9 protein-coding genes are annotated in these 12,550 nt (G+C 69.6%); all 9 read left to right on the top strand.

The window, feature by feature from the left end:
• Positions 1 to 84: 84 nt before the first annotated feature.
• Positions 85 to 663, top strand: coding sequence for a sigma-70 family RNA polymerase sigma factor (locus LTV02_RS18805; RefSeq protein ID WP_084535908.1), 579 nt, complete (start codon positions 85 to 87; stop codon positions 661 to 663).
• Between the two features lie 78 nt (positions 664 to 741).
• Positions 742 to 1,335 (top strand): hypothetical protein, encoded by a 594-nt coding sequence (locus tag LTV02_RS18800; RefSeq protein WP_233041203.1) that lies wholly within the window; start codon positions 742 to 744, stop codon positions 1,333 to 1,335.
• Positions 1,319 to 1,876, top strand: coding sequence for a DUF6529 family protein (locus tag LTV02_RS18795; RefSeq protein ID WP_067721444.1), 558 nt, complete (start codon positions 1,319 to 1,321; stop codon positions 1,874 to 1,876). Before LTV02_RS18800 ends, LTV02_RS18795 begins: the two co-directional genes overlap by 17 nt.
• A 95-nt stretch (positions 1,877 to 1,971) precedes the next feature.
• Positions 1,972 to 2,412, top strand: coding sequence for a Rieske (2Fe-2S) protein (locus LTV02_RS18790; protein WP_067721445.1), 441 nt, complete (start codon positions 1,972 to 1,974; stop codon positions 2,410 to 2,412).
• A gap of 225 nt (positions 2,413 to 2,637) precedes the next feature.
• A complete protein-coding gene (locus LTV02_RS39660) occupies positions 2,638 to 4,263 on the top strand; it encodes an N-acetylmuramoyl-L-alanine amidase (RefSeq protein WP_408639376.1) in 1,626 nt (541 codons plus the stop codon).
• A 362-nt stretch (positions 4,264 to 4,625) separates the two neighbouring features.
• A complete protein-coding gene (locus LTV02_RS18780) occupies positions 4,626 to 5,672 on the top strand; it encodes an Hsp70 family protein (protein ID WP_233041202.1) in 1,047 nt (348 codons plus the stop codon).
• Positions 5,673 to 6,252: 580 nt separating this feature from the next.
• Entirely contained in the window at positions 6,253 to 7,260 is a 1,008-nt protein-coding gene (locus tag LTV02_RS18775; RefSeq protein WP_233041201.1) for an AurF N-oxygenase family protein, read from the top strand.
• A gap of 16 nt (positions 7,261 to 7,276) precedes the next feature.
• Complete coding sequence (locus LTV02_RS18770) at positions 7,277 to 8,866, top strand: FAD-dependent oxidoreductase (protein WP_233041200.1); 1,590 nt, start codon at positions 7,277 to 7,279, stop codon at positions 8,864 to 8,866.
• A 785-nt stretch (positions 8,867 to 9,651) separates the two neighbouring features.
• On the top strand, positions 9,652 to 12,051 hold the full coding sequence (locus LTV02_RS18765) for an acetate and sugar kinases/Hsc70/actin family protein (RefSeq protein WP_233041199.1): 2,400 nt from the start codon (positions 9,652 to 9,654) through the stop codon (positions 12,049 to 12,051).
• Positions 12,052 to 12,550 lie beyond the last annotated feature (499 nt).

The raw sequence follows: 12,550 nt of genomic DNA, 5'->3' as shown, positions 1-12,550 counted from the left end.
AAACACCGAGCGGTTTGGCCGGAATGTTGGAAATAGGCAGAAACCACCGATGCTGTTCGCCGGCCCGCCGACGATATTCAGGGCATGAGAAGACTTCGACCCCTCGCGGACGGCACCCCCACCGGCCCGCCCGGCTGCACCAGCCACTGCGCCCGGCTCTGTACCGACACCGGTATCGCCGCCGTGCTCGCCGCCGACAAGGCCCTGCTGCACTGGCGGGCCGTGCGCCGGCTGGGCGATTCCGGACTCGCCGAACACGCCGTCCAGGAAACCCTCATCCGGGCCTGGCGGGCCTGCGCCACCTACGACCCCGCCCGGGGCAGCGTCCGCACCTGGCTGCTGACCATCGAACGCAACGTGCTCACCGATATCGCCCGGGTGCGCGCCGCCCGCCCCGGCGACACCAACTGGGACGAACTCGGCGAACAGACCGAGGGCCGCAGCAGCGGGCCCGATTTCACCGATGCGCTCAGCGACTGCCTGCTGGTGTCCGAACTGCTCGAACAGCTACCCGCGCCGCAGCGCGACGCGGTCGTCCAGGTCATCCTGCGCGACCGGGCCTACACCGAGGTGGCCGCCGACCTCGGGGTACCGGTCGGCACCGTCAAAACCCGCGTGCACTATGCGCTGCGCTCACTGCGCCGGTTGCCCATCAGCGCCTGATCCGCCGAATCGGCTCCGGCTGATCTTCACGGCTCCCACCATTGCTTTTGCCCCGATATGCCCCACTCAGGAGCCGCCATGAAACGCGCCGGACCCCTCCTCACCCTGGCCGCCGCGGCCGCCCTCGGCGGCGGCCTGCTGATCGCCAACACCGCCACCCACGGCGGCAGCGAAACGGCCACCGCCCGCACCGCGGTCACCACCACGACCACGCCGGTCACCACCCAGCCCGGATTTCCCGACCAGGCGGATTACGTCACCGTCATCAGGACCGCCGCGCGGCCGATCACGCTGTCGGTCACCATCACCGGGGCCAAGGCCGTCGGGTACGCCTGCGACGGCGCGGCGGTGGAGAGCTGGCTCAAGGGCGCGGCCGACGTCGGGCACGCCGTGCTGAGCGGCGGCAATTCGCGCGTCGAGGCGCAGCTCGCCGGCGAATCCCTCAGCGGCTCACTGGTGCTGGGCGGGCAGAAGTACGAATTCACCGCGCCGCCCGCGCAAGCCCCGGCGGGGCTGTACATCGCGAATACCAGCGCGGGGCGGGACAGCTGGATCGTGGCGCCCGACGGATCGGTGACCGGGGTGCGCCGCAAACCGGACGGAAGCACCGCCGCCGCACCGGAATTGGCCCCCAACGCACGGAAGGTGCACGGCGATGACAACGATTTCTGAACCGCGGCGCGCGACCGCGTGGAGCCTGGCGGCGATTGTCTGCGCGGGTGCGGCCACGGCCATCGCACTGGGGATCTACGGCCGCGTGCACACCCCGGCCGGCGTGGCCATCAGCGTGGCCGGATTCTCCAGCCCGGGCGCGGTGAAATCCTGGCTGGCCACCATCGTGGTGCTGCTGGCCGCGAGCCAGGACGTGAGCGCGCTCGCCATGTACGGGCTGCTGCCGAAGATCCGCCCCGGGCAATGGGCCGGGCGCTGGCACGTCTGGTCCGGGCGCGCCGCCGTGCTGATCAGCATTCCGGTGGCCGTGCACTGCCTCTACGCCTTCGGCTTCGCCGACTACGACAACCGGGTGCTGGTGCATTCGCTGCTCGGCTGTCTCGTCTACGGCATCTTCGTCACCAAGATGCTGCTGCTCACCCGGAAAGGACTGCCCGGCTGGGTGATTCCGGTCGCGGGCGGGCTGCTCTTCACCGGATTCGTCGGGCTCTGGTTCAGCTCGGCGGTGTGGTTCTTCCGGGTCAAGGGCTTCGGTGCCTGAGCAATCCGCCGGAACGCTGAACCGGGCGCCCGGCGAACACGTCGAACAAAGCAAGGGCGGGCCGTGGCGGTCCGTCGCGATAGAGGAGTGAATCCATGACCGAGCAACAGCCCACCGGACTCCGGCTCGACCGCCGGACCGCCCTGGCCGCCACGGGTGTCGCGGCCACCGCCCTCACCGTCGCCGCGTGCAGCAGCTACGGGGCCGAGGAGAAGGCTTCCGCCGCACCGCAGGGCGGGGTGAAGGAGCAGAAGCAGGGGGCCGAACTGGCCAAGACCGCCGATGTGCCGGTCGGGGGCGGGCTGATCAGCGGGGACACCGTGATCACCCAGGAGAGCGCGGGGGAGTACAAGGCGTTCTCCAGCACCTGCACCCATCTCGGCTGCAAGGTCAGCGAGGTGAGCGCCGGGCTGATCAAGTGCCCGTGCCACAACAGCACCTTCCGGCTCGATGGGTCGGTCGCGGGCGGGCCCGCGCCGCGGGCGCTGGACGGTAGGGCCATCACCGTGGACGGGGATCGGATTCTCTCGGCCTGAGCCCCGCTCCGCTTTCGGTTGCCGACCGGCGCGTCATCCGTCGAATGACGGGTTGCTCGCCGGTTGTCGGGCACCCTTGAACCAGTGCGATTTCCCGCTGACCACTGATAACAGTTCGATCACGTCGCTTGCCAGAATGTAACTGGTGTTGCCAGAGTGGTCACTTGGGGTTGGTGTTACTAGTGGGAAGGGAGGGGCGCTTCTTCCCGGAGGCGCCGTCCGCATATGAAGCCGAGCATGGTCAAGGCCGGTATCTGCACCGCCGTCACGGCCGCGGCATTCTCGACGGTGGCCGGACTGATTCCGGGCGCCGCACTGGCATCACCCGTACTGCCCGAACTGCCCCAGCGCCTGCTGGGCAAGACCGTTTTCCTGGACCCCGGACATCAAGGGCCCAATCACAATCAGGATGTCGCCAAGCAGGTCAGCGATGGCCGCGGCGGCACCAAACCGTGCCAGACCACCGGCATGTCCACGCTCAACGGGGTGCCCGAGCACACCGTGAACTGGAATGTGGCGCAACTGGTCCGGACCTCGCTCGAGGGGCTCGGGGCACGCGTCGTGTTCAGCCGGCCGGACGACACCGGCTGGGGCGGGTGCATCGACGAACGGGCGGCCGCCGCCAATCAGTCCGGCGCGGACATCGCCATCAGCATTCACGCCGACAGTGCGCCCGGGGCGGCGCGCGGATTCCACCTCATCGTGCCGCAGCTGCCGATCCCGGACGCCAAGGCGAACGAGGTGCAGTCGGTGGCCGGGCTGAACGCCAGCCGGGCCATGCGCGACGCGTACCTGCAGGCCGGTTTCCCGGCCGCCACCTACAACGGCGCGGCCGATGGGCTGCAGACCCGCAACGATGTCGCGGGACCGGCGCTGACGCATGTGCCGGACGTCTTCCTCGAAATGGGCAATGGGGCCAATGCCGAGGACGCCAAGATTCTCGAATCGCCCGAGGGGCAGTTGCAGCACGCGGTCACCATCACCACCGGGGTGGTGTCCTACCTGCTGGGCGTGCCGATCCCGGGTGATTCCGAACAGGCCGCCGCCGGTGCGCCCGCCGCGCCGGTGCAGCCCGCGCAGTACCAGGCCGCACCGCAGGCGCTGCCGACGCAGCCGGATGCGAATGCGGTTGAGCAGCAGGCTGTTCCGGGTGCGGTAGCGCCGGTGGAACCGCAGGTCGCCGCGCAGCCCGGTGCGCAGGCTCCGGGTGTAGCGGCGCAGGCGGCGCCGGAATCGCCACTGCCGCAAACGCAACCGAAGTCCGGCAATGAGCCGCAGGTGGCTCCGCAACCGGCCACCCAGCCGGCCGATGCGAAGCAGGCGGTGCCGGAACAGACTGCACCGGAACAGGCTGCGGCGCCGCAGGTTCCGCAACCGTCCGCCGGTCAGCCCGCGGCGCAACCCGCGCCGGGTGCGCAACCCGCCGTCCCGGAAGTCCCGCAACCGGCCGCCTCGGAACAGATCCATCCCGTGACCGTTCCCGGAGCCGTGAAACCCGTTGCGGCCCCGCACAACCAAAGCCCGGGCGCCGGCGCTCAGCCGGGCGCGCAATCCCCGGGTACCGGCACCCCGGGCGCCAACTCGGGCGCACCGTCCCAGGGCGCGGGCACGCAATCGCCTGGCGGACGCAACAATCAAGGCACCCAGTCACCCGGTGGCAACAGCAAGACCGGCACCGGTGACCTGGACCTGGACTCCATGACCGGCCTGGTCCAAACGGCCCTCCAGTTCATGGGCCCGCTCGCCAAGCTGCTCATGGGCCAGAACGGCGTCGCCGCCGACCTGGTCAACCTGGCCTACAGCGTCGTCTCCGTGCTGTCGTCCTCGGTCCTGACCTCGCCCACCAAGTAGCCGCATCGCCGCGAAACTCCGGGATCCCCTGCGGGACCCGGAGTTTCGCGCATCCGGGCTCGCTTTCTCGCGTTTTCGCCGCCCCGCGCGCTGAGAGTTACGAGAGCCGTCTTCCGTACCGTGCGGCATCACCTGTCCCGGATCCGGCGAAGAACGGAAGTCGGGCAAACATGCCGCGATCGAGCCGGTGTCCGGGCTCCGCACCGCGCCCGCGCTGGACAGCGAGGTTCTCCTGGCGGACAGGCGCACGTGCGGACAACCTCGTGTCCGGTGGTTGGCAAGCATCCGGCGCAGGAGTTCCATGAATCCCGGGTCGGGTCAGGAAGTCTGACGTCAACGACTCGTCGATCGAGGTGGATGTGATGGCTTTCGGCGTGGGCTTGAGTATCGGCACGGTCAATACGGTGTGCGCGACAGCCGCCGATCGATCCGGAAAGTATCCGCCGGGCCGCGGGGTCCCGTTCGCGGCTCGCCGGGGCAGCTCACCGCCCACCACGTGGCGCACCACCCTCACCTTCGACAGTTCCGGCACCGCCCGCGTCGGCCGCATACCCCGGCACGGGCGTGTCATCACCGAGTTCGCCGATCTCACCCAACGGGGTGCACCGGTCGCGCGGGTCGGTCACCGGGCGCTGTCGGCCGCGGATCTCGTTGCGACCGTTGCCGTCAGCGTGCTCGAGGAGGTGCTGGGGAAGGCTCCGGCGGGACAGCAGGGGCGCGCCGACACCGGCATCGCCCTCACCCATCCGGCCGGGTACTCCGAGAAACTGGTGGCCGACCTGCGCTCCGCATTGGACGCCAGCGGGCTGAGCCAGGCCACCTTGATGGCCGAACCCATCGCGGCGACGACCTGGTTGCAGGCCGAACGCGGACCGCTCACCCCCGGCCTGGCCCTGATCTACGACCTCGGCGGCTCCGGCCTGGACGTCACCCTGGTGCGCGTCGGCGCGGGCGCGCCGAGCAATCCCATCGTCGGATTGCCGCTGCACTCGGCCGAATACGGCGGCCGCGCCTTCGGCGGCCTGGTCGCCGCCCGCGGCCGGCGCTCACCCAGCGCCCCCGTGGTCGCGCGCACCGTCTCCGACGCCGACGCGTCCGAACTGCGCGCCGAACACATCGGCCGCTCCCTGGCCCTGGTCTGGAAATGCCTCCGCATCGCCGACGTCACCATGGCCGACGTAGACCGCGTCCTCGTCGTAGGCGGCGCCGCCCGCCCACCCGAAGTAGCCCAGGTCCTCGCCAAACAACTGGCCCGCCCGATAGTCATCGCCGCCGACCCCGAACGCACCATCGCCGACGGCGCCGCCATAGCCGCCCGCCAAGCCCTGGTAGACCAAGAATCAGCCTCCCACCGCCACCACTCCCTGACCGGCTTCCTCCGCCGAGTAACCCGAGTAGCGGCCATCTAAGAGCAAGGCGGCCCGCCCCTCGGAGAGGAAAGGGACCCGGGGACCGATCCCCCGCACCCCTTTCGAGGCCCCGCGCGCCGCCCCCGCCCCGAGGGCTGAGCCTCCCCCTCGAGCCTCAGCCCCCGCCGGCGCCCCGAACGCGATCCGCCAATGCCTCCCCGCATAACTACCGGGCTCGAGCGCGCCCGCCCCGACCGCGTACGTGGCCCGCGGATCCGCGCACATCCGCACACTCCCCGAACGTCGCCGGGCTCGAGCGCGTCCGCCGCGACCGCCCAGTCGGTCGGTGGATCCGCACACCTCCGCGAATCGGCGGGTTCGAGGTCGCCCCGCCGCGGACGGCTGCGTGGTTCGCGGATCCGCATGTCCGGAGAATCGCCGGGCTCGAGTCCTTTCTCCTTTATGGGGGTCCGGGGGACTTGTCCCCCGGGATTTCTTCCTATTACCGGCGGGTTCGTCGAGATCGGGACGACAGTCCCCGCTCACTCGTGCAAGCATGCTGCTAGCAGTTATTGACGTAACTCGTGTTTGGTGTAACCATTGGACACAGATACACGCCACTGACTGAGAGGTGACGACGATGTCCCCGGTTACGACACCTGTTGACGATCCGGTTGTTGCCGAAGCCATGGAGTACGCCAACAAGCTGCTCCTGCTGTCGGAGGGCTCCGTCAACAAGAGCTTCGATCCCTACGAAGACATCGACTGGGAAAACCCGGACTTCGACGCCGACGCCAAGCCCGAACGCTGGATCCTGCCCGAATCCGCGGATCCGCTCGGCCGCCACCCCTGGTACCAGGCCCTCACCGACGAGCAGAAGATCGCCGTCGGCAAGTACCGCCAGGCGAATGTCGCCAAGGTCGGCCTGCAGTTCGAGTCCATCCTGATCAGCGGCATGGTCAACCACACCTCGTTCACGCTCCCCAACGGTGACCCGGAATTCCGGTACTGCACCCACGAGATGAGCGAAGAGCTCAACCACACCCTGATGTTCCAGGAGATGGTCAACCGCATCGGCATCGACGTCCCCGGCATGGGCCCGCTGGTGCGCCAGCTGCGCCTGCTCGGCGTGCCCGTCGCGGTGCTGTTCCCCAACTTCTTCTTCATGGCCGTGCTCGCCGGCGAGGAGCCGATCGACCACATCCAGAAGCAGATCCTGCGCTCCGGCGAGGACGTGCACCCGATCATGCGCGGCGTCATGAGCATTCACGTCGCCGAGGAAGCCCGCCACATCTCCTTCGCGCACGAGTTCCTCAAGCACCATGTGCCCGAGGGCAATGTGGCCAACCGCTTCGTGCTCTCGATCGCCATGCCGATCGTCATGTTCATCCTGGGCCGCTCCATCGCGACGCCGCCGAAGAAGTTCTTCGCCGAGTTCGACATCCCGGAGAAGGTCCGCAAGGAGCTGTTCTACGGGTCGAAGGAAGCCAAGCAGGTCTTCGCCGACTACTTCATCGACGTGCGCGCGCTCGCCGAGGAACTCGGCCTGATGAACCCGATCGCCAAGCGGGTCTGGAAGCTGCTCGGCATCGATGGCCCGAAGTCCCGGTACCGCTCGGAGCCCATCCGCTCCGGCAAGGTCGCGTAGAGAAGGGGAACGTACAGTGCCGTACGTCGTCACCCAATCCTGTTGCAGCGACGCCTCCTGCGTCTACGCCTGCCCGGTCAACTGCATCCATCCCACGCCGGATGAGCCCGACTTCCTGACGGCCGAGATGCTGTACGTGGACCCGCAGGCGTGCGTGGACTGCGGCGCCTGCGCCACGGCGTGCCCGGTGGACGCCATCATGTCCTCGACCAAGCTGACCGAGGCGCAGCAGCCGTTCATCGAGATCAATGCCGACTTCTACCGGCAGGCGCGGCCCAGACCGCTACTCGCGCAGCCGATTCCGGCCGCCGAGGTGAAGCCGGGGCGCGAGCCGCTGCGGGTCGCCATCGTGGGCTCGGGGCCGTCGGCCATGTACGCAGCGGACGAATTGCTCACGCAGCCGGACGTTTCGGTGACGGTGTTCGATCGGCTCAGCACCCCCTACGGTCTGGCCCGGTTCGGCGTCGCGCCGGATCATACCCGGACGCGGCAGGTGGGCGAGCTGTTCGACGTCATCTCGGCGCAGACCGGGTTCGGTTCGTACCTGAATGTGACTGTCGGCGAGCATGTTTCGCACGACGAGCTGCTGGCTGCGCATCACGCGGTGATCTATGCCGTGGGCGCGTCCAGTGATCGCAAACTCGGGGTGCCGGGCGAGGGCCTGCCGGGCAGCGTGTCCGCCACCGATTTCGTGGCCTGGTACAACGGGCATCCCGATCACGCGGGGCGGTTCTTCGATCTGTCGCAGCCGCGCGCGGTGATCGTCGGCAACGGCAATGTGGCGCTGGACGTGGCGCGCATTCTCACCACCGACCCGGAAGAGCTTGCCGCTACCGATATCTCGGCTCGCGCGCTGTCCGCGCTGCGGCGCAGCAAGATCGAGGAAGTGGTGATCCTGGGCCGTCGCGGGCCGGCCGAATCCGCTTTCACCGTGCCGGAGTTCGTCAGCCTGCTGGGCTCGGACGTGGACATCGTGGTCGAAGGCGAGGTTCCGGAACCGGTCGCGGGCATGTCGCAGAAGGTCGAGCACAAGCTGAAGCTGTTGCGCGGCTCGGCCGATCGGCCGGTGGGCGGGCGCAAGCGGATCGTGTTCCGGTACCTGTCCTCGCCGGTGGCCTTCACCGGGGTGGATCGGGTGACCGGGGTCGAGGTGGTGCGCAACGAGCTCGTCACCGGTGACAACGGGGTCGTGCACGCGGTCGCCACCGAGGATGTCGAGACCCTGGACGCGGGCCTGGTGCTGACGTCGGTCGGCTACCGCGGCGTCGCGCTGCCGGGTGTGCCGTTCGACGAGAAGGCCGGTGTGGTGCCGAATCTGGACGGCCGCGTGCTGGAGGAATCCGGCGGCGCCGTCGTCCCGGGCTCCTACGTGACCGGCTGGATCAAGCGTGGTCCGACCGGATTCATCGGCACCAACAAGTCCTGTGCCCAGCAGACCGTGCGTCAGCTGGTCGACGACTTCAACGCGGGCCGCCTGAACCGTCCCGCCCGTTCCGCCGGTGAATTCGACCGACTGGTCGGTGAGCGTCAGCCCCACGCCATCCGCGGTGGCGCGGTGAACAAGACGCCTCGCCGTCGCCTGCCATTGCTCGTGCGCGGCCGCTGATCCGCGCCCCAGACCGATCGGTCGGGCTGCCGGGGGTGCCGGCAGCGCGCACCGATCCCCGCCGTCGGCGATCCTGCGGATCGCCGGCGGCGGTTTCGTTTTCGGGGGTGCTCATCCCCTCCGCCGTCGGCAACTCGGTTGCCGACGCCGGTTTCGTTTGTGTCACTACCTATCCGGAAGCCGGTCGGCTGCGAATGGGTTAGATCCCGTACGCGTCCCCTCGTATGCGATCGATGGAATGTGTTGTGCGAGTTGTAATGCTCCGTTTGCTCGCGACGACAACCCGCGTAGTAGAGCCGAAAACACCGCGACTCACGGACGGCGCGACCCACCGAGGATTGGGATCTCGGGGTCAGCAACCGACCAGTGATCGGTAATCCACGCGCACATACTGACATTGCGGTTTTCTTTTTCGCGGCCCATTCACATACCGGTTGGTATTACTTCTACGTTCGCTGTGCTGTAGCTACAAACCCTGGTTCAGCGAATGGTCTTGGTGTCCAGTTCGATTCGATCTTGGTCGAGCAGTTCCCTGACCTGTAGATTCGCCAACTTCGCTACTGGACGCGAAATCTTTTCTCCCAAATCGATATTCGAGTCCGGCATGTGCCAGTTAACCTGAACGCGCTGTTTGGTAAACGACCGCGACCGCCTGGCTGGGACGCCCTCGGGGCCGTGGTCTCGGTGCGTTGACGGGATAGCGAATGACTGCTGGCTTTGGCATGAGCATCGGCACAGTGAACTCCGTATGGGCGACTACGACCGGCGAACGTTCACGTCCGGCCGTGCGTGTCCGCCGTACGGCGATCACCTTCGATCGGGCGGGGGGACCGAGTATCGGGGGAATTCCCCGTTTCGCCCCCGTGGTCACCGACTTCGCCGATCTCACCGGTGACCCGGACCCGGTCGTCATCGGCGGCCGCATCTGGTCGCCCGCCGACCTGGTGGCCGCGGTGGTCAACGGGCTCATCCATGCCAACGCCCCCGAAGCGCCGGCCGTCAACACCTATCCGGCCTGCTACTCCGACAAGCACATTCACCGCCTGCGGCGCGCGCTGGACTGGTCCGGGGCCGCGGACGTGCTGCTCATGCCGGAACCGGTGGCGGCCGTCGAATGGCTCGACAACGAGTACGGCATCTCCGATCGCGGGCTGACGCTGGTCTATGACCTGGGCGGCAACAGTCTCGATATCGCGGTGGTGCGGACCGAGGCGGATCGGGACGAACGCGGCATTCTGGGCCGTGCGGAGCGGTCCTACGACTACGGCGGCCGACCGCTCGGTACCCTTCTTGCCCGTTATGCCCGGAGTATTGCTCCCGGTGCGGCGCAACCTGTTTCGGCCGTGGTGCCCGCGTCCGACACCAGCCGGCTGCGCACCTGGCATATCCGCAACTCGCTACGGGTGGTGCGCGCCTGCGTGCACAGATCCGGCATCGGCATGGGGGAGATCGACCGAATACTGCTGATCGGCGGCGCGGCGCGGCCCGTCGAAGTCGCGCGCGTGCTCGCCGATCTCGGCCGCCCCGTCATCATGTCGCCGGATCCGGCGCACACCGTGGCGGTCGGCGCGGCCATCGCCGCCTACCGCAGCGCCGACACCGGTTCGGCCATCGGCCGCTATGCCCCGCGCGCGGCCGTGTTCTCCGGCGCCGCGGTGGCATCCGCACTCGCCATGTCCGCCGCCACCGTGCTGGGCGGCCCCGTGGGCATCCCGCCCGGCCTGCAAGCCGCTCCCGGCCCCGCCGATATCGGCGCCCCCGGTACGAGCGGCGCGGGCGACGTCCTGCTCCTCGACGAAGTCGGCGCGCCCGGCGTGGCCGGCACCTCCGGCGGCCGCGTGCACGCCGTCAACACCGCCGCCGCGGTCCGCCCCTACGGTATGGGCCCGATGATCGCGCGCACCGTGCCCGGCAGCGCCACCGAACGCGCCCGCACCGGCAACACCTGCGAAACCCGCAGCCCCACCGAGAATCTCACCTACGCGAACCCCGCGCAGTTCACCAACCCCCTGCCCTTCCCCACCACCTCCACCCTCAGCTCCTTCTCCTTCACCGTCCAGCCCGGCCAGATTCCCTCGGTGAGCCTGCCCGGCACCGGCGTGGGATCGATCAGCCAGCCGGGAACCGGGACCACACCCGCCGGCGGCACCACCCCGGGCGGTACGCAGCCCGGATCGACCACTCCCGGAACCGATCCGGCGGGCGGCACGCCGAGTACGGGCGGCACGACGGGTGACCCCGCCGGGGGAACCACCGGCGGCGGAACGACTTCCGGCGGGACCGGCGGCACCACGGGTGGCGCCACGGGCGGGACGACCGGTGGAACGACCGGCGATCCCGCAGGCGGCAGCACGGGTGGCACGGGCGGCAGCGAACCGGCACCGAGCGGTGGAACGGGCGGCGGCACCACTCCGGGCGGCACCACCGGCGATCCGGCGGGCGGCACCTCGGGCGGCTCGACCAGCGGCGGCTCCGGTGGAACAACCACCGGCGGAGGAACTTCCGACGGCGGTTCCACCGGCGGCACGGGCGGCAGCACCGGTGGCGGTACGTCTGGCGGCTCCACAGGCGGCACCTCGGGCGGTTCGACGGGCGGTGGCACGTCAGGCGGTTCGACGGGCGGGACCTCGGGCGGCTCGACCGGAGGCGGCGCATCGGATGGATCAGGCGGCGGCTCCGGCGGTTCGACGGGTGGCGGCACGGGCGGTAGCACCGGCGGCGCCTCGGGCGGCACCGGGGGTGGCACGTCCGGCGGCGCGACAGGTGGCGGCGCTTCGGGCGGTTCCACAGGTGGTGCCTCAGGCGGCTCGACGGGCGGCGGCACCTCGGGAGGCTCGACGGGCGGCGGCGCAGGCGGCACGTCCGGCGGATCCGCCACTGGCGGAGGCGCTTCCGGCGGCTCCGGTGCGGGCGGCTCCGGCGGCGCGTCCGGAGGTTCGGCAGGCGCCGGCGCATCAGCCGGCGGCGGAGCCTCCAGCGGCGGCGGTGCTTCAGGCGGCGCAGGCGGTGGCGCGTCCGGCGGCGGTTCCCGCGCCGGTGCCTCCTCCGGTGGCGGCGCATCCTCGGGCGGCGCCGGTGCCGGCGGCTCGAAATCCGGTGGATCTTCCTCCGGCGGTTCCTCTTCCGGCGGTTCGCACGGTGGAGGCGGCGGAGGGGGCGGAGGCGGCGGTGGTGGTCACCGTTAATACTCCGCACAGCAGGATGCCGACCCCGGTCGGCAATCCGAAGACGAGAATGCCGGTCCAGGCCGGCCACCCGAACGCGGGGGCTTCGGCTCAGGATGGCAACTCGATTGCGGGAGCGACGGTTTCGGTCGTTATCCCCGCGCGTGGGATGAGGCGGCCGCGCCCGTCAGCCCCGCGCGCGGGATGTGACGGCCGCAGCCGTTGGCTTTCCGAACTCGAAGTCGCGGCCCGCGGCCGCTGGCTTCCGGAATGGGAGGTGACGGCTCAGTGCGGTACGCGACCCGAATCGCAGACCACGACAGTAGCCGTCGGCTTCCCGATCGGGCGGTGAACGGTGGTGGCCGTTGACTTCCCGGATCGGCCGTGACTTCGGTCGCGGCCCCTGAGACGGCGAACGGGTGGTGGAGCCGATCCCTCCATCGAGCCCGGCGTCGAAAGTGACCGGCCCACCCCGCGCCTAATGTGCCCAGCGCGGTGGTGGGCCCGGTCGCTTCAATAC

The organism is Nocardia yamanashiensis (genome assembly GCF_021183565.1).
Classification (GTDB): Bacteria; Actinomycetota; Actinomycetes; order Mycobacteriales; family Mycobacteriaceae; genus Nocardia; species Nocardia yamanashiensis.
This window is presented reverse-complemented; position numbering and strand designations above follow the sequence as displayed.

Excerpts from the sequence above, each read along its gene's own strand:
- LTV02_RS18775 (WP_233041201.1), top strand. The coding sequence starts at position 6,253 with ATGTCCCCGGTTACGACACCTGTTGACGATCCGGTTGTTGCCGAAGCC.
- LTV02_RS18780 (WP_233041202.1), top strand. The coding sequence starts at position 4,626 with ATGGCTTTCGGCGTGGGCTTGAGTATCGGCACGGTCAATACGGTGTGC.
- LTV02_RS39660 (WP_408639376.1), top strand. The coding sequence starts at position 2,638 with ATGAAGCCGAGCATGGTCAAGGCCGGTATCTGCACCGCCGTCACGGCC.
- LTV02_RS18805 (WP_084535908.1), top strand. The coding sequence starts at position 85 with ATGAGAAGACTTCGACCCCTCGCGGACGGCACCCCCACCGGCCCGCCC.
- LTV02_RS18800 (WP_233041203.1), top strand. The coding sequence starts at position 742 with ATGAAACGCGCCGGACCCCTCCTCACCCTGGCCGCCGCGGCCGCCCTC.
- LTV02_RS18795 (WP_067721444.1), top strand. The coding sequence starts at position 1,319 with ATGACAACGATTTCTGAACCGCGGCGCGCGACCGCGTGGAGCCTGGCG.
- LTV02_RS18790 (WP_067721445.1), top strand. The coding sequence starts at position 1,972 with ATGACCGAGCAACAGCCCACCGGACTCCGGCTCGACCGCCGGACCGCC.